The 18382-nt window shown below is 61.9% G+C and carries 12 protein-coding genes; 4 read left to right on the top strand and 8 right to left on the bottom strand.

All coding sequences use genetic code 11. The features are described from left to right. Positions 1-73: 73 nt before the first annotated feature. From PspS34_RS10955 to PspS34_RS10945, 3 genes are all read left to right on the top strand, one after another. Positions 74-1528, top strand: coding sequence for an NAD(P)/FAD-dependent oxidoreductase (locus PspS34_RS10955; RefSeq protein ID WP_159389705.1), 1455 nt, complete (start codon positions 74-76; stop codon positions 1526-1528). Positions 1529-1550: 22 nt separating this feature from the next. Beyond that, positions 1551-2507: an alpha/beta fold hydrolase gene (locus PspS34_RS10950; RefSeq protein ID WP_090456361.1), complete on the top strand. Its 957-nt coding sequence runs from the start codon at positions 1551-1553 to the stop codon at positions 2505-2507. A 110-nt stretch (positions 2508-2617) separates the two neighbouring features. Next, the gene (locus PspS34_RS10945) at positions 2618-4012 is read left to right on the top strand and encodes a VOC family protein (protein WP_159389704.1); all 1395 of its coding nucleotides are present in this window, start codon (positions 2618-2620) and stop codon (positions 4010-4012) included. Positions 4013-4373: 361 nt separating this feature from the next. On the opposite strand, the gene PspS34_RS10940 is transcribed toward PspS34_RS10945, so the two are convergent. The 4 genes from PspS34_RS10940 to PspS34_RS10925 all read right to left on the bottom strand — a co-directional run bounded on the left by PspS34_RS10940 (position 4374) and on the right by PspS34_RS10925 (position 9289). Next, positions 4374-4952, bottom strand: coding sequence for a hypothetical protein (locus PspS34_RS10940; protein WP_159389703.1), 579 nt, complete (start codon positions 4950-4952; stop codon positions 4374-4376). 132 nt (positions 4953-5084) lie between these two features. Beyond that, on the bottom strand, positions 5085-6158 hold the full coding sequence (locus PspS34_RS10935) for a lipocalin-like domain-containing protein (protein ID WP_159389702.1): 1074 nt from the start codon (positions 6156-6158) through the stop codon (positions 5085-5087). Beyond that, on the bottom strand, positions 6148-8619 hold the full coding sequence (locus PspS34_RS10930) for an ABC transporter permease (RefSeq protein ID WP_159389701.1): 2472 nt from the start codon (positions 8617-8619) through the stop codon (positions 6148-6150). Before PspS34_RS10930 ends, PspS34_RS10935 begins: the two co-directional genes overlap by 11 nt. A 1-nt stretch (position 8620) precedes the next feature. Continuing rightward, complete coding sequence (locus PspS34_RS10925) at positions 8621-9289, bottom strand: ABC transporter ATP-binding protein (protein ID WP_159389700.1); 669 nt, start codon at positions 9287-9289, stop codon at positions 8621-8623. A 137-nt stretch (positions 9290-9426) separates the two neighbouring features. On the opposite strand from PspS34_RS10925, the gene PspS34_RS10920 reads away from it, so the two are divergent. Then, positions 9427-11400, top strand: a complete 1974-nt coding sequence (locus PspS34_RS10920; RefSeq protein ID WP_159389699.1) for an alkyl sulfatase dimerization domain-containing protein — start codon at positions 9427-9429, stop codon at positions 11398-11400. A 244-nt stretch (positions 11401-11644) separates the two neighbouring features. On the opposite strand, the gene PspS34_RS10915 is transcribed toward PspS34_RS10920, so the two are convergent. The 4 genes from PspS34_RS10915 to PspS34_RS10900 all read right to left on the bottom strand — a co-directional run bounded on the left by PspS34_RS10915 (position 11645) and on the right by PspS34_RS10900 (position 17715). After that, positions 11645-13030, bottom strand: coding sequence for a DUF1254 domain-containing protein (locus PspS34_RS10915; RefSeq protein WP_159389698.1), 1386 nt, complete (start codon positions 13028-13030; stop codon positions 11645-11647). Further along, complete coding sequence (locus PspS34_RS10910) at positions 13027-14376, bottom strand: DUF1254 domain-containing protein (protein WP_159389697.1); 1350 nt, start codon at positions 14374-14376, stop codon at positions 13027-13029. Before PspS34_RS10910 ends, PspS34_RS10915 begins: the two co-directional genes overlap by 4 nt. 163 nt (positions 14377-14539) lie before the next feature. After that, positions 14540-15877: a DUF1329 domain-containing protein gene (locus tag PspS34_RS10905; RefSeq protein WP_159389696.1), complete on the bottom strand. Its 1338-nt coding sequence runs from the start codon at positions 15875-15877 to the stop codon at positions 14540-14542. An 11-nt stretch (positions 15878-15888) separates the two neighbouring features. Further along, on the bottom strand, positions 15889-17715 hold the full coding sequence (locus PspS34_RS10900) for a DUF1302 domain-containing protein (protein ID WP_150815127.1): 1827 nt from the start codon (positions 17713-17715) through the stop codon (positions 15889-15891). Between the last annotated feature and the right edge of the window lie 667 nt (positions 17716-18382).

Here is an 18382-nt window from a genome sequence, read left to right as displayed (position 1 = left end):
AAAGCAAAAGCCTCACCCCATAAACGGCTATACATGAAGGAAGGGGTTGATCAATGACCATAAGAGGAGGCCCATGCAGACCTTTCAAGTATTGATCATCGGCAGCGGGTTTGGCGGCCAATGTGCAGCAATCAATTTGCTCAAGGCCGACATCGACGATTTTCGCCTGCTGGAGCGGCGTGATTTCTTCGGCGGCACCTGGTGCCAGAACACCTACCCCGGCGCGGCAGTCGACGTGCCCTCGCCGCTGTACTCCCTGTCTTTTGCTCCGTATCGCTGGACGCAAATGTTCGCCGAACAGGCCGAACTGCACCGTTACACCCGCCATGTGGTGGAGCACTTCGGCCTGCGGGACAAAGTGGAACTGGGCGCCAATGTCGAGCGCGTCGAATGGGACGACACCCACAAACGCTGGACGGTGTACACCGCCGGCAAAGGCACGTTTTGCGCGCAGTTCCTGATCAACGCGACCGGGCCGCTGAGTCAACCGGTTGTTCCGCGCTTCGACGGACAGGAGCGCTTTCAAGGTAAAGCGTTTCACACCAACAACTGGGATCATCACTACGACTACCGGCAAAAACGCGTAGCCATCGTCGGCAGCGGCGCCAGTGCGGCCCAGGTCATTCCGGCCATTGCCCCGGACGTCGGGCACTTGCATGTATTCCAGCGCACGCCCCATTGGGTCCTGCCCCGGGCTGACCGCAGCTTTGGCCGTTTCCAGCGCTGGCTGCTGGGGTTCAAGCCGGCCTACAAGCTGCTGCGCTGGGGGATCTACTGGCAATTCGAAACCCGGGTGATTGCCTTCAAGTATTCGAAACCGGCGGTGCACATGGTCCAGCGCCAGGCCCTGCGTTTTCTCAAACGCCAGGTGCCGGATACCGAACTGCGGCGCAAACTGACGCCGGACTACACCATCGGCTGCAAACGGGTGATTCTGTCCAGCACGCTGTACCCGGCACTGGCGCGCGACAACGTGACGCTGCACAGCCGCGAGCAAGGCATCGCGTCCATCGACGAGACCGGTATCGTTACACTGGACGGCCAGCACATCGACCTGGATCTGATCGTCTGGTCCACTGGCTACGATGCCACCGACGGGGTGATTTCCTACCCGGTAACGGGCAAAAAAGGCACCCGTCTCAAGGAGGTCTGGGCGCAGTACCCACGGGCCTACCTCGGCACCGCCCTGCCCGATTTTCCCAACCTGTTCATCGTCACCGGACCGAACACCGGGATCGGCCACACCTCGGCGCTGTTCATCATCGAATCCCAGATGAATTACATCCTCGATTGCATTCGCACCTTGAAGACTCAAGGTTTACGCAGCATCGAAGTTCGCCATGAGGCGGAACGTACCTACACTGAAATGATCCACCGGGAAATGGAACGCACCGTGTGGAAATCCGGTGGTTGCCACAGTTGGTATCAAAGCAAGAGCGGTCATGTGATTGCCATGTTTCCGGGATTCAGCTTCAGCTTTCATCGCTTGACCCGAGCGCTGAAACCCGCCGATCACATTTTGTCCTGAGCAGATAGAAGGGAGACGCGTGATGCTTTTGTTGTTCGTCGTTCTCGCAGTGTTCGTTGCCTGGAGCTGGCTGACCTACCCGGCCATCGGCTACTGGCTCTATGACTTGAGCATGGCGGCCGAGGCCAAGTTGTACCGGCTGCACAAGATCGTCGTGCCCATCCCCGAAATGACCGTCTCGACCTGGCAAGGCGGGCCGTACGAGGCCACCAGCAGTGTGCTGATGCTCCATGGCTTCAGCGCCGACAAAAACCTCTGGCTGCGTTTCGCCCGGCACTTTGTCGGCAGCCATCGGGTGATCATCCCGGACATCGCCGGCCATGGCGAAACCGGCTTCAAGGCGGGCGGCGGCTACGACATCCCGCTGCAGGCCAAACGCATGATCCAGCTGCTGGACGTTTGCGGGGTGGAGAAAGTCCATGTCATCGGCAACTCCATGGGCGGCTACATGGCGGCGTGGCTCGCGGCCACTTACCCGGAACGCATTGTGTCCGTGGCCCTGGTCGACCCGGCCGGGGTCACCGCCCCCGAGCCCAGTGACCTTGAGCGGCATTTGGCCAAGGGCCACAACCCGTTTCTGATTCACTCGCGCGAAGAATTCCGGCGTTTCTACGCCATGACCATGGCTTCGCCACCCTGGGTACCGAAGCTGGTGCTCGATGCCGTCGCCCAGCGCTATGAACAGTCCCGCGAAGAACTGGAGGAAATCTTCCGCGAATTCCGTGCCAGCCCGCCGATGGAACCGCACCTGCCCGACATCACCGCCCCGGCGCTGTTGCTGTGGGGGCGCAAGGACCGGCTGATCGACGTCAGCAGCGTGGCGGTCTGGAGCAAGGGCATCGCCGACCTGCGCGTGCATATCTGGGACGCCATCGGGCACATGCCCATGGTGGAAGCGCCATACGGTTCGGCGCGCCTGTATCGCGAGTTTTTGGCATCGCTGCGCTCGGAGAGCCCACAGGATCAACGACTGCACTAGGTATGTAGTCCTTAACAGAATGAAGTTCGTCAGAAACTTCGTTTGTCGGCGTCGCTGAAGGCTGCGATCTTTCGTCCATCCTTTACGTCACCGCGCCAGGAATCCTGTTCATGAACCACCCGAACTTCGTCAGCCCTGACCTGATCCGCCAACGCTTCTCCAAAGCGATGTCCGACATGTACCGCGAGGAAGTGCCGTTGTACGGCGCGTTGATGGAACTGGTGGAACAGTCTAACCGTCACGTGCTGGACAACGATGCGAAAATCCTGCGGCAGCTCACCAGTACCGGCGAAATCGAACGCCTGGACCTGGAACGTCATGGGGCGATCCGTGTCGGTACGGCCGATGAACTGGCGACCCTCGCCCGCCTGTTCGCGGTGATGGGCATGCAACCGGTGGGTTACTACGACCTGACACCGGCCGGCGTGCCGGTGCATTCCACGGCGTTTCGCGCGGTGCATGAAGCGTCGTTGCAGGTCAGCCCGTTCCGGGTGTTCACGTCGCTGTTGCGCCTGGAATTGATCGAAGACCTGGAGCTGCGAGCGTTCGCCCAGTCGATGCTCGACCAGCGTTCGATCTTCACCCCCACGGCCCTCACGCTTATCGAGCGCGCCGAATCCCGGGGTGGCCTGACCGAGCAGCAAGCCCTGGACTTCGTCGAGCAGGCACTGGAAACGTTTCGCTGGCACCACAGCGCCACCGTCACCGCCGAACAGTATCAACAGCTCAGCGCCCAGCATCGTCTGATTGCCGACGTGGTGGCGTTCAAGGGCCCGCACATCAACCACCTGACACCACGGACCCTGGACATCGACATCGTCCAGGCGCAGATGCCGGCCCATGGCATCACCCCCAAAGCGGTGATCGAAGGCCCGCCTCGCCGCCAGTGCCCGATCCTGCTGCGCCAGACCAGCTTCAAGGCCCTGGACGAGCCGATTGCCTTCACCGATCAAAGCGAGGCTCGCGGCAGCCACAGTGCCCGGTTCGGCGAGATCGAACAGCGCGGTGCCGCCCTCACGCCCAAAGGCCGCGCACTCTACGACCGTTTGCTCAATGCCGCGCGGGACGAACTCAAGGACTTCCCCAACGAAGCCAACGCTGCGCGCTATAACGCCCTGATGGAGCAGCATTTCAGCGAGTTCCCTGACACCTGGGAAGGCATGCGCCAACAGGGCCTGGCTTACTTCCGCTACTTCGTGACGGAAAAGGGCCTGGCGGCGGGCGACCTGAAAAACGCGCCCCTGGAAGACCTGCTCAGCGACGGTTACCTGCGGGTAGAACCCCTGGTGTACGAAGACTTCCTGCCCGTCAGCGCGGCGGGGATTTTTCAGTCAAACCTGGGGGACGCGGCGCAAACCCGTTACGGCGCCCATGCCAACCAGCAAGCGTTCGAACAGGCCCTGGGGCGTTCAACGATCGATGAGCTGGAACTGTACGCCGAGAGCCAGCGGCGTTCGATCGAACAGTGTTTCGCCGCGTTGGCCGATGTTGCTTCAAGTCAATAAAAAACATGACTGAATGATTTGTCACAACTCAATAAAAACGGGCGACCTACAGGTCGCCCGTTTTTTTATATCCGAAACGTTCTATACAGCAAATAAAGTGTTCGCCCAGTGCAATGGCCTCGGCAATCCATGCACTGGTAAAGAGCCCTGACACTGGGCGAACGGAACGTATTTTAGTAGAAGCGGATTAATATGTCCGTACGCAAAAATGAAATTTATCGACACAATGTTTAACAAGATGTCGATTTAAATACTATGCAACACGGCATCTCAAACTCACCAGCTCGACCATTACGAGCTGATTATTCCTATACAAAACTTGCACAAAAACAATCGGCCCGTATAACGCCAATACTCAATATTAGTGCTTGCTGGTCACCGTCAATATGTCGGTATAAACCACGTTGACGCTTTGTCCGACTTTCAAGTCCTTGAGTTTGGCCTGGACTTCAGGTCGTTTGACGTCGACGGTCTTGGACTTGCCTTCCGGGTTTTCGAAGGTCACCTGGTTTTTCTTCAGGTCAATGCTGGTGATTTTCAGCTGCACTTTCACCTGACGGTAAGCTTCGCCGCCGGGGTTTGGGCTACCTGGCGCTGTGCGCATTTCGCCGGTGGCTTCGGCGGTGCCGGGCAGGCCTTTGTCGACATCGGTGTCGAGGAAGGCTGCAACGGCGCTGGTAACCCTGATTTCCACCGTATCGCCAGCCTTGAGGTTGTCGAGGTTTTTCGCCTTGTCGGTCAACTGCACAGGGAACTCATTACCCTGCGGGCCTTTAAGGACCACGGAATGGTTCGCGGTATCTACCGAAACGACTTTGGTGGTGACCTGGTCAACCACCACAACTTCGGACAACGGGAGTTCGGCGGCAACCGCGCCAAAACTGGCGACAGACAGCAAGGTTGCGAGGGTGATGGCTTTGCTCAGTGCGTGGCTTTTCATAGGCAGAACATTCCCTGTGATAGATGGCAACAGACGGCGTTGAAACCGGGCTCAACGCCATGTGTGCGAGTGAGCATAGACGCTGTTCAGCGAGTGGTCGCGCCGCAGCGGTGATTTTCCTGACACGAGCGCCTAGTACCCGGTCATTTCCAGATAGCCCTGCCCTGCATGGCTGCCGCTGAGGCGCACCGGGCCTTCCCAGTACGGAATGCGCAAGTCCATCCAGGCCTGGGGATTGAGCGCGGCAATGGTTATATCGAGGTGTCTGGCAGGGATTTTGATCGACCAGCGAATGGGCATCTCACGCCCGGCAACCCGGGCGGTGTCTTGCGGCGTGAGGCTGATGTCGCGGGCGTGCAGCAATTGTGTCTGACCCCGGGCGTCGATCCAGGTGCCGGTGAGGTAAGGCTCACCGTCCTTTTGCCGCATGCGATACAGCATCACCTGCTCGCCGCTGTCCAGATGCAGGGAGAACCAGTCCCAACCGGTCTGGTTGCTCGTCAGGGGCTGGCTGCTCCATTCCCGGTCGAGCCAGGCCGGGCCACTGACCTGAAAGGTCTTGCCGTCGATGTCCAGGGTGCCGCTGGCCTGGAAAAACGGCTGGCTGTAGTAATAAGAGGCCTGACCCTGTTCGGATTTCTGGCTGAAGCCCCGGTCCCCCTGAAGCACCAGCGGACCTGTCGAAGTCAATCGCAGCCGGTAGCTGAAACGCCGGTCGCTGGCACTGAGCTGCAGGTCGGCCAACGGGTCGTCGGCAGTCGCCTGGCTACTCAATTGCCAGTCGTCGATCCACGCGTTGAACGGCGCGACGCTGACACCGGCTTGACCGACGCCGCCACGGGCATAACGTTCGGCCGCGTGATGCGCCGTCGCCGATGTCACCGCCGCGTGGCCGAGCCAGATCGTCTGATTCTGCCAGCCCAGCACCTCGGGGGTGGCTTTCAAGGCACTGCGGAACAAGGTCCATTGCGCGCCAAACTCATGCCCCTGATCGTCCTTCAGGTTGGCCGTGACATACCACCATTCGATGCGAAAGCCCTCGTGCGGGCCGTGATCCGCCGGGAAGCTGAACACCCGACCGGGCACCACCGGGGTGAACGCAGCGGCCTGGTTGCCCAACCCGGCAAAGCCCTTTTCCACCGGTGCCGGTTGATCGCAACCGCTCGCCAGCAGCGCCAGGAGCAACACGCCGACTTTAATCTTCATGGGCAAACGTCCGCAGCAGGTCCGCCGGTTGCGTGCGGTACAAACGGTACAACGGCCAGGCCGAGGCCAGTAACGTCGCCACCAGCGCCAGCCCCATCAATTGCAACAGTTGCAATGGAAACACTCGCAACGGCAGTCGCCAGCCAAAGGCCTGCACGTTGATCACCGCGTCCAGGCACCACGCCAGGGCGATGCCCAACGGCAACGCCAGCACCAGGGTCAATATCGCCAGCAGCCAGGTTTGCCCGAGGTTGAGCAACATCAAATGCCGACGCGTCACGCCCAACGCCCACAATGGCGCCAGTTGCCCGAGACGGCTCTGGCTTTGGGTCAACAGGCTGATGAACAGCGCCACCCCCGCCACGCACAGCGTCAGGCTGTTGAGTGCGGCGGTGGCAGCGAAGGTGCGCTCGAAGACTTGCGTGGACCAGCCCTTGAGCCGTGCCTGATCGACGATGCGGCTGTCGTCCAGGGTAAATCGTGCCTGCAATGCCGTGACGAACGCCGGGATCGATGCCGGATCGATGCGCAGGTTGAAGCGGTTCGGAGTCAGTTGCGGCCAGCCGCGCAACAGGTGGCGGATGTTCACCAGAATGTGGCCCTTGGGATTGCCATAGTCGGCGTAGATCCCGACGATCCGTGGCGACCAAGGGCCGGTGGGCGTCGGCAGCGTCAGGTGATCGCCCAGTTGCACTCGCAGGCGCCGGGCCAGTTGTTCGCTGAGCATCACCGCATCGTCCTTGGCCAGTCGCTCCCAAGGGTTGTCGCCCAAGGCTTCGAGCAGTGGCCAGTGCTGGCGGTAAGTCGGATGGTCGATGATCCCGGACAGGTCCGTCGGCCAGCCCTGCAATTGAATCGAAACCTGCCAGTTGGGCAGCACGGCCGCCAGTTGCGGCTGCTGGTTGAGCCAGCTGTTCAGTTCCCTGGCCTGGGCCGGGTTCTGTGGATTGAGGTAAAGCTCGGCCGTCAGCCGTTGCTCGAGCCAGTCACTGAAGGTCTGGCGAAACCCTGCGGTCATGCTGCCGGCACCGATATTCGCCGCCATGGCCAACAGCAGCGCCATCAAGGCCAGGCTCAACGCCGGCAGTTGCTGGCGGCAATCGGCAACAAACCACTGGCCGAGCACCGAGCGACTGCGCTGCGAAACGAGACTGAGCAGCGCGCTGAGCACCACCGGCAAGGCCAGCGCGGCACCGATCAACAGCGCGGCCATCAACACGAAGCCACTGATCAGGCTGTGGCCGAAGATCAACGCCAGCAACGCGATCATCCCGGCCATGGCCGCCACCCAACCCTGGCGTCGCAACCAGCGCGCATGGGCTTGATGCCAGGCCTGCGGATCAGCCAGCGCCAGCAATGGCAGACGCGCCGCCCGCAGCAGGCTGTTGGCCCCGGCCAGCAACGCGCCGATCAGACTCAAGCCGATACCACTGAACCACCACGACAGACCAAGGCTCAACTGCCCCGCCACTTCGGCGCCATACAAGCCACGCAGGCTGGCGGCGACATCGGGTAACAGCACGCCGGCCAGCAGGTAGCCGCTGACCACCCCGGCCATACCACCGATCAGGGCCAATCCACCCAATTCGACGGCAAGACAGGCCATCAGCATCCGCGCACTCACACCGCAGGCACGCAGGGTCCGGAGCAGGCTTCGCCGTTGCTCCAGCGCCAGCCCGATGGCGGCGTGCACGATAAACAGGCCGACCACGAACGACAGCACCCCCAGGGCATCGAGGTTCAGGTGAAAGCTTTCGGTCAGGCGCCTCAGATTGTTTTCTTCGCCAGCGCGCTTGAGTTGCAACTGGCCCTTGAACGGCTCCGGCAACGGCGCGGTGAAATCCTTCGGTAACAGCAGCCGCGACAGTTGCTGCGGCAACCCCAGAATCTGCTGGGCAAAACCGATGTCCACCAGCAGCACGCCGGGCGCCATATCGGCCTGCACATGCAGCGGCGGCAGGGCCACGCCCGCCAGGTTCAGTGGCCGGTCACCCTCGCGCAAACCCAGTGCCTGCAAGGTCTGCGACGATATCCAGGTGCTGCCCGGCGGACTGAAAAAGCCGACCACCTGTTCAATCGCCAAGGCCTGCCCGGCCACCGCTGCGCCCGTCGGCAGCGACACCGGCTCGATGCCCATCAACTGCAAGCGCTGCTCTTCATGCCCCTTGAGCGTGACCCGGCCTTGCAGCACCGGTGACACCGGCCACCCCGCGCGCCGCAGATCGATAAACCATTGCTGGGGGAACGTGCCGCCACCGGGCGCACCGAGGCTGGCCTGAGGTTCGCCGCCGATCAACTGACTGGCGCGGGCATAGCTGTCGCGGGCCTGGCTGTTGAGTGCCTGGACGCCGGTCAACAGACTGGTGGCCAGCCACAACCCGGTCAGCACACTGAAAAACTGCACCGGATGCTGCCGCCAGTGGCTGAGCAGTGCGCGCAGGGTTTCGCCAAAGATGCGCATGTCAGCGCTCGCCCGCAGCGGCCAGGCGACCGCCGCACAGCAGGGCTTTTTCCGCCAGCCGTGCCGCGACGCCGGGACTGTGGGTGACCATCAACAGGCTGGTGGGGCTGTCGTCGAGCAATTCCAGCAGCAACTGCAACACCTCGGCACCGGTGGTTTCATCGAGGCTGCCGGTGGGCTCGTCGGCCAGCAACAATGGCGGACGCGACGCCAGCGCCCGGCCCAGCGCGACCCGTTGTTGCTGGCCACCGGACAGTTGCTCGGGGTAGCGCCGCAGCAGCTCGCCCAGGCCCAGGCGTCGCACCAGGTGCGCCTGCCAGCGTGGGTCATGACGCCCCGCCAGCCGCGCCTGAATCGCCAGGTTGTCTTCGACCCGCAGGCTGCCGATCAGGTTGAACTGCTGGAACACCAGGCCGATTTCCGTACGGCGCCAGTTCGCCAGTTGCCCTTCATTCATCTGTTCCAGGCAATGCGCGCCACTGCGGATGCTGCCGCGATCGACCTTGTCCAGCCCGGCGATCAGGTGCAGCAAGGTGCTTTTGCCACTGCCCGACTCGCCCATCAGCGCCAGGCTGCTGCCGGGCCTTAGCGTCAGGTCGACGCCTTGCAGCACCGGCAGCGGCCCCTGCGGTGTGGCGTAGCTTTTGAAAACACCATGGACTTCAAGCATGGGTCAACCTGCTGGATAGGCGTGGCTCAAGGATAGCGGTCCTGAATGTTTTTTGTCCGTTGCTGATGATCGCCCCGCCCGCGCCCCGCCCTACCCTCGAAGCTGGTCTAACCATAACGATAAAAAACGGAGACGCCATGCCTCGTTTCACCTTGAGCCCTCGTGGGCTGCTCGCTTGCCTGATCACTGCCTGCCTGACGCAATCGGTGGTCGCCGCCGATGAACCGGTCGCAGCCAGCCCGCAAACCACGGCCAGTAACGCCGCCGTGCTGCAACAACTGCCCTTCACCGACCGCACCGACTACGAGTCGGTCACCAAGGGTCTGATCGCGCCGTTCAAGGGCCAGGTCAAGGACGCCTCGGGCAAGGTCATCTGGGATATCCAGGCCTATGACTTCCTAGCCAAAGACCAGGCCCCGGAGTCGGTCAACCCGAGCCTCTGGCGCCTGGCCCAACTCAGCGCCCATGCCGGATTGTTCGAAGTCAGCCCACGGCTGTATCAGGTGCGCGGCCTCGACCTGGCCAACATGACCATCATCGAAGGCGACGACGGGCTGATCATCATCGACCCGCTGACCATGGCCGAAACCGCCAAGGCGGCACTGGACCTGTACTACCAGAACCGTCCGCGCAAACCGGTGGTGGCGGTGATCTACAGCCACACCCACGTCGACCACTTCGGTGGCGTGCGCGGGGTCATCGACGAAGCCGACGTCAAGGCCGGCAAGGTCAAGGTGTTCGCCCCCGCCGGGTTCATGGAACACGTGATGAGCGAGAACGTCTACGCCGGCAATGCCATGAGCCGCCGCGCACAGTTCCAGTTCGGCAGCCTGCTGCCCCGTGGCGAAAAAGGCCAGGTCGATGCCGGCCTGGGCAAGAGCACACCGAGCGGCGGCACTGTCACCCTGATCCCGCCCACCGACCTGATCGACCAGGAACTGCAAACCCGCACCATCGCCGGTCTCGAGGTAGAGTTCCAGTTGACCCCGGGCACCGAGGCGCCGGCAGAAATGAACCTGTACCTGCCGCAATTGCGCGCCTTGTGCATGGCGGAAAACGCCACGCAAATGATGCACAACATCCTTACCCCCCGCGGCGCGCAAGTGCGTGACGCCAAGGCCTGGGCCGAGTACCTCGACGCCAGCCTGGCGCGTTACGGCGACAAGAGCGACGTGTTGTTCGCCCAGCACAACTGGCCGACCTGGGGTGGCGAACGCATCCGCACCTTCCTCGCCGACCAGCGCGACATGTACGCCTTCCTCAATGACCGCACCCTGCACCTGCTGAACCAGGGCCTGACGCCGCTGGAAATCGCCGATTCGATCAAGAAACTGCCCGGCAACCTCGACCAGAAGTGGTACACCCGTGGCTACTACGGCTCACTGAGTTTCAACACCCGGGCGGTGTATCAGCGCTACATGGGTTTCTATGACGGTAACCCGGCCAACCTCAATCCGCTGCCGCCGGTAGAAACGGCCAAGCGTTCGGTCGAGGCCATGGGCGGCGAAGCGGCAGTGCTTGAGAAAATGCAGGCGGCGATGGCCAAGGGTGAATACCGCTGGGCCGCGCAACTGGGCAATCAGGTGCTGTTCGCCAACCCGGACAACGGCGACGCCCGCAAAGCCCAGGCCCAGGCGTTGGAGCAAATGGGCTATCAAAGTGAAAACGCCACCTGGCGCAACATGTACCTGACCGGTGCCATGGAACTGCGCAACGGCGTGCCACCCCATGCGGGCACTTCGGTATCGGTGGACATGGTGCGGGCGATGAGCCCGCAGATGTTCTTCGACTTCCTGGCGGTACGCCTGGACAGTGAAAAGGCCGTAGGCCATGACCTGACCCTGAACTGGACCTTCGATGACCTGAGCAAGGACTTCAACCTGACCCTGCGCAATGGCGTGCTGACCCACCGTGCCGGGCTCAATGCTCAGGCGGATGCCAGCGTGACCATGAGCAAGGCCACCCTGGAACAGATCAGCCTCAAGCAGTTGGATATTCCGACGGCAATCCAGAAAGGTCTGATCAAGTTGCAAGGCAATGGCAAGAAGCTTGGGGAGTTGATGAGCAGCCTCGATACGTTTGCGCCGCAGTTCAATATCGTCACGCCTTGACCGGATGACGCGGGAAACCGCGTCGCCTTCCTCGCGAGCAGGCTCGCTCCTACACTGGATCTGTGGACGAGACAGATTCAGTGTGGGAGCGGGCTTGCCCGCGAAAGCGGTGTTTCAGTCGATGATGATGTCGAATCATGCGGCCCCTTCGCGGGCAAGCCCGCTCCCACAGGGGACCGGGTTGTTCACAGCATTTGTGAATGGCACAGGTCCAATGTAGGAGCGAGCCTGCTCGCGATGCGGTTCAGGCAGACACCACTTCAACCACCGGCATTTTCCAGTGTTGATTGACCACCTGCTGCCCGGGTCCATACAGGCGCAGGACCAGGGTGAACGCTCCGTTTGCAGGCGTCGGCAACCAGTTGCTCTGCTCCGGCGGAGCGACGTTCTGCAGGATCAACGTCAACCCACCGTCCGCATCTTCCTGCAACTGATCCCGGCTGCTCAGGCAGTAGCGATTGATCGGGTTGGCCACCAGTTGCCGGTCCGGCAAGTCATACAGCGTCAGCGACCAGAACTCGCTGGCCGGCGGCAATTGACCCGCTGCGAAACGCAGGCGATAGCTTCGCCCACCCTGCAAGGGTTGCCCCTGATTATCCAGGCGAGTGCCGGTGTAGAAGGCCTCTTCCACGCTGTTGCCGTAGATGCCGACATTCGCCGCGACAGCACGGTTGAGGTAATTGCCGTTCAGCGCTTCGCGAGTGCCGAACAGCCCGAGGGTGGTGCGTACCTGGCTCACCGCGATTTGTAGTTGCGCCTGAGCGTCTTCAATCCCGGCGAGCAGTGCCTGGCGCGTTGCTGGCGGCAACGTCGCCGGGTCGAAACCCTGGCCGGGCACGATGCCGATCCGTGCAAAGCGCGCGCGCAAGGCTTGTTCGGACGGTTGCGTGGGGCACAGGCTGAGGATCTGGTTCAGCGCCGGAATAAACTCCAGCCCCAACCCGGTCTTGCTGTCCCAGGGGCGCCAGTCAATGGCTGGCGCAGGCACAGGCGGCGCACTGCCGATGTATTCATGCAACGAACGCAAACCGTATTGCTGCTGCAGGGCACGCACCGCCGGCAGGTCCCCGGCGTTTTTCAGGCCCGTTCTCCCAAGCACCATGACGATTTCGGTTTCACTGCGCAGCACAGCTTTGACGCCGTCCGGTGTCGGGCCTTGCCAGTGGGGTCCGGCGATCAGGTAATTCCCCGCATCGCGGCCGGTGCTGAGCACACCGACATAGGCAAAGTTGTGGGTGTACTGGTCGACCAGTTGAAGCACGTAATAGCGGTCGTCAGGCACGGCCGGCACGCTCAACACCTGGGGCTCGCTGCGCAGGTCAAGCCACGCCCAGGAGTACGGCGTGTCGTTGTTCGGCGTGACGATGTCGCGATTGTTCGGGGTAAACAACTCGCTGTAATGACGAAAGCGGTTGAAGCCGCCAACGTACTCCGGCGCGCCCGGCTTGAGCGCCTGTTTTTCCATGGTCTGGTAATGCATGAGCATGGGGTACGCGTAAATCCACGCCTCTTTGGCAATCTGCCGAGGGTCATCGGAATCACCGGCCAGCAGCCGGCGTGGAAACATCAGGCTTGCTCCCAATATCCCCATGCCGCCCAGCAACCGGCGGCGACTGAAAATCAGGTTCATGATTCGATCCTCGCAATCGTCGGCAACTGATAACTCCCGTCCAATGCCCCGCCCTTGGGCAGGTACAGGCGCAACAGCAGGTTGAACGGACCTTGCGGCGTCGGCAGCCAGTTGCCCTGCGGCGCAGCCTTGGGCGCATCGGCTTGCAGGATCAGGGTCAAGCCGCCGTCGGCATCGTATTGTAGACCAGGGCTGCGGTCGCCCAGGGCGTAACGCTGAATCGGGTTGGCCACCAGCAACTGGGTTTTGCCGTCATACAGGGTCAGCGACCAGAACGCATTCACCGGCGGCAATTGCCCGGCGGGAAAATGCAGGCGATAGGCGTGTTGGCCATTGAGTTCCTGCCCCTTTGCATCGTGCAACGCCATCGGGTACAGCGCTTCCACCGCATCGTTGGCGTAGATGTAGCGCCAGGCGACTGCGGCACGGGTCAGGTCATCGTCACCGAACTTGCCGACGTTGGGCGGCGACGGCAACCAGCCCTGCTGTTCCACCGATAGTCGGCTGGAGGCTGCGCGGACCTGTTCGCGACCGGCTTCGGCGCCCTGTGCGACGGCTTCGTTCAAGTCCGCCGGGGCCTGGAATCCGGCCCCCGGCTTCACCCCGATGGCGGCGAAACGGGCCAGTTTCTTTTGTTCGCTGGCGGTCCATTGATGCAAGGGGGCCAGCGCGTTGAAGGTGCTGAACAACACCTGCGCCGGCCCGTGCCTGGTGTCCGTGTAAGCTGGCAGTTGCAGCGGTGCCTGGGGTTCAGGGGGCGCGCTGCCATTGACTTTGGACAGCGGTTGCAAGGCGTAGCCCCTCAGCACTTGCGCGGCGTCTTTCTGATCCGCTTCGCCCTTGACCTCGGTCCGTCCCAACAGGAAGACCAGCCGGCTCGGTGAGCGAATCACCGCGCTGAACCCCGATGGCGCGGGCCCCTTCCAGTCCGGCCCGACAATCAGGTAGCGCCCCGCCTTGTCACCCGTGGCGCGAGTGCCGATGTAGTCGAGGTTGTCGGTGCGCATGTCCACCAGCTGGAAACTGTAGTAGCGACCTTGCACGGCCGGTACGTCGAGCACCACAGGTTCGCTGCGCAAGTCCAGCAAGGCACGGGAATAGAAGGTGTCGTTGTTGGGCGACACCACTTTGTTGTCTTGCGGGCCGAGCAGGCGCGGTTCGCTGTAGAGACGGTTGAACGGCAGTTTCGCGGCGATGGCGCTGAGCACTTTGTCGTGTTCGACGGTGGCGTAGGCGAACACGTAGGCCTCCTGCGCCAGGTCTTTGGCTTGCTGTTGGTCGAGGGTTGCGGCGTGAACAGTACCCAGGCTCGCGCCCAGGGCCAGAGCGGATATCCAGTAGCGCATGGCAGATCTCCTGGTAGATGCAAAAATGTCATCCACCACCGTCCAATGTGGGAGCGGGCTTGCTCGCGAAAAGGGCATCACATTCAACATTTTCGTTGACTGGTACACCGCTTTCGCGAGCAAGCCCGCTCCCACATTGGCTTTGCGGTGGTTTGACGAATGTTTATTTGGCCCAACGCCGCAGGTCCGACGGGGTGTAGTCGTCGGTCTTGGCGGCGAAGCCCACGCGCATCGGCTCGGTCTCTTCGTTGGCCAGGCCGCCGGCGTAGTAGCGTCCGGAGATCAGGTCATAGGAGGTTTCCAGCACGTTGTAGGTGAAGCCGTGGTCGTACTGCTGGATCGCGTGCAGTTCACCGCTGCGCCACAGTTCACCGCGGCTGTCGTACTGGTCCGACTGGGCGATCTGCCAGCTGTCTTCGTCCACATAGAAGCGACGTTTGGCGTAGATGTGCCGGGCACCGGGCTTGAGGGTCGCTTCGACCACCCACACGCGGTGCTTCTCGTAGCGGGCCAGGTCCTGATTGACGTGGTTGGGCTTGATCACGGCGTCGTACTTGAGGTCGCGGCTGCCGATCTTGTAGCTGTTGTAAGGGATGAACAGCTCTTGCTTGCCCACCAGTTTCCAGTCGAAACGGTCCGGCGCGCCGTTGTAGCCATCGATGTTGTCGGCGGTGATCAGGCCGTTGCTGTAACGGGCGCTGTTGTCGTAGGCGATCATCGGCGCACGGCGCACGCGACGTTGCCCTGGCAGGTATTGCCAGGCCGAACGCGGCTCGGCGACCTGGTCGATCGGCTCGTGCACCAGCACCGCCTCACCGGACAGACGCGCCGGTTCCAGCACCCGGCTCTTGAACATGAACAGGATGTTCGAGCCCGGTTCCAGCCCGCCCACGGTGTCGGCAAAGTTGATCAAAGACTGGTTGCGCACGTAGCTGGTGGCGCCATTTTCACGCACCAGCGCGGCGCTGCTGATGCGCTCGTAACTGCCGCCGCGATAACGGGTCATGTGGTTCCACATCACCTCCAGGCCTTCGGTGGGCAACGGAAACGGAATGCCCCTGGCATAGTCGTGCAAGCCGTTGCCGCCGTCGGCCATGCTGGTCTTGGCGACGTTCTCACGACTGACCGCCAGTACCTCCTTGGGCAGGTTGGCGCTGCGATGGCTCGAGTAGATGTTCATCTTGTAGGTGTCGGGAAAACGCTTGAACAACGCGATTTGCCCGGGGCTGAGAAACTTCTGGTACTGCGTCAGGTTCTGCGCGGTGACGGTGAACAACGGCTTCTCGGCGGCATACGGATCGCTGTAGCCGCCCTTGCTGTCGACGGTGCCGGCGTTGCTCGCCAGACCACCGGTCCAGGCCGGAATGCTGCCGTCGGCATTGGCCGCCATTTCCGAGCCCATGGGGGTCAGGGTCTTGCCCAGTGCCGCCGAATCGGTGCCTTTGGCCTGGGCCAGGCCGACGGTGCAGGCCAGGGCCAGCACGCACAATTGCATACGCATAACGGTTCTCCTTAGAAGTCTGCCTTGAAGCTGACGGATGCAAAATCGCGGTCGTCGAGGGTGCTGTAGTCGTTGGAACCGAAGAACGTGTTGTAGGCCAGTTCCACGCTGTAATCGTTCATGTAGACGCCGGTCAGGCTCACGCCCAGCGCTTGCTGGCCTTCCTGGAACGGCCCTTGCGGATCGTAGGAATAGCCCGAGACGTCATGCCGCCAGTTGACGGCCGGAATCAGGTTGATGCCTGGCAACACATCGCTGTATTCGAGGCTGGCGCGCAGGCGATACCCCCACGACCAATCGGTGGCAAAGCCCTTGTCGGTGCAGTATTGGTTGGTCACACCTGAAGCCACCGTGTTGCACAGCGTGCCGTTGCGCGGGGCGCTGCGGCCGAACGCGGCGTTACGGCCCAGGCGCTCGTCCCCGAGATCGTCGATGTGCACGACACCGGCCTCACCGAACAGGCTCAGGCGCGTGGCGCCCAACACGTTGTCGATGGCCTGGGTGGCCGAACCGGTCAACTGCCAGACGCCCTTGCGCTCCCACGCATCGAACTGGCTGCCATTGGTGGTGCTGAAGCCGGGCGGCAACTGCAACCAGGAACTGCCCCCCGGTCCGGAAATCACCGCAACGTTGACGTCGGGCGCGTTGATCGCGATCGGCATGTTCGGCCGGTAGCTCAACTCACCGGCCAGGGAAATCCCGGTGACAGGCTCGACGCCGTTGAGGCTGATGCCGTACAGGCGAATATTTTCCGGGAAGGCCGCCGCGTAACTCGGCCCCTGGATACCACCGGGGAAGGTACCGGGCACGGCGGTGTTCCTGGCGTTAATGGTGAAATACGGCAGCCGCGAGTGATAGTTGATGTAGTAGATCGCCGCTTCCGCATCGTTGAGCGCTGGGATCATCTGGCGCAAGGCGAAGCCGAACTGGCCGTTGTCGGACGGCGATTCATTGCCCCGGGACGTGGCGAACAAACCAGCGGCCTGCATCTGTTGATCGGTCTGCACCTGGCTCAGGTACAGCGGCCCGCAACCCGGCTGGATCACATCACTGCTGGCGAAGAAGGTGCCGCAACCGTCGAGTACGCTGGGGCGCCAGTTGTACTGGTAGAAACCTTCGAGGTTGGTGGTGTCGGTCAGGCCGAAGCTGAAGGAGACCATCTCCACTGGCAACTGGCCCTCCTTGATTTCCACGCCGGGACGGTTGAACGCCGAGATGTCCAACGGGTTGATCACGTTGATGCCGTTCTGGATCAGCAGCGCTTCGCCCCAGGACAACACCTGGTTACCGACCTTTACGTTCAGCGGATGTTCGGCCACCTGGAAGTCTTTCCAGACGTAGGCATCGAGCACCTCGAAGCCCTTGAATTTTGACAGGTCGTCCCAGCCCGAATCGTCGAAATCCTTGAAGCGGCCATTGCCGGTTTCGTAGGCGTGGTCGTACCAGTACTTGAAGCGAATGAACGCGCCCTGGCCCTGGCCATCGAGACTGATATCGGTGAGCCCCTTGAAGAGTTGCGAGATGGGGTCGCCCTTCTTGAAGTTCAGCCGGTTGTCGTCGGCGCTGACGCTGGTGCCATTGGCATTTACACCCTGGGCCTGCAAGGCGTTGGCGCGGGTCATCAGGCTCTTGTCAGGGTTTTGCGTCGACCAGCTGCTGCCCAGGCTCAGGCTGGTCTTGGTCGACAGGCTCCAGTCTTCGTTGAGGTCAAATGTGGTGGCGTAGGTTGGCCCCGTCAGAACGGCAAGAATCGCCAGCGCAAGGGGTTGCGGGCGAGTGTGGCCAAGCCGGTGAAGCCGTTGGCGGACTCCGGCTGTGGCCGAGCGTTTTTTTATCATTATTAGGCTCCGGTCAGGTTTGCTCAGCCCGGACACGGTGCCCAACTATCGGCCCCGACACGCAAGCGATGGCCGACAAAAAATAATCATCGGGGAGATCTGCGGGGGGCTTCGGTTAATTTCTGAAGGCATACATATCCGTTTCTGCGGATGCGGTCACCTGTGGGAGCAAGCTTGCTCGCGATGGCGGCGTGGCAGGCGATGAGTATTTTGTGGGTGTACATATCCATTGCTGCGGTAACGGCCACTTAGGGTTCCGCCCTTACGGCAGGTCACTTGGAAAAGCCCCAAGTAACCAAAGGCTCTTGCCCCTGACATTCGGTGCCTCGCCGTGGCTCGGCATGCCCTCCAGCGTATGCATTCCCCCTGTAGGAGCGAGCCTGCTCGCGAAGGACGTCAACGATAACGCGTGTTGTCTGAATGAACGCGGTGTCTGGACGTTTTTCGCGAGCAAGCTCGCTCCCACAGGTACTGAGTACATCCGCAAGATTTCGGTCGACTGTGAGGCCGCCATCGCGAGCAAGCTCGCTCCCACAGAAGAGCAAAGACAGAGCGGCGTACACCACGCTCTTCACCACTCATCAGGCCGAGCGTTAGCTCGCCTGCAGCTCTTGATCTTGATCCACCCGCCCCCTCGGCAGGCTGAGTGGAGGTGTTTATCCGGGGA

This window comes from Pseudomonas sp. S34 (genome assembly GCF_009866745.1).
Taxonomy (GTDB): domain Bacteria; phylum Pseudomonadota; class Gammaproteobacteria; order Pseudomonadales; family Pseudomonadaceae; genus Aquipseudomonas; species Aquipseudomonas jessenii.
The sequence above is the reverse complement of the archived record's forward strand: the minus strand, read 5'-3'. Positions and strand labels throughout refer to the sequence as shown.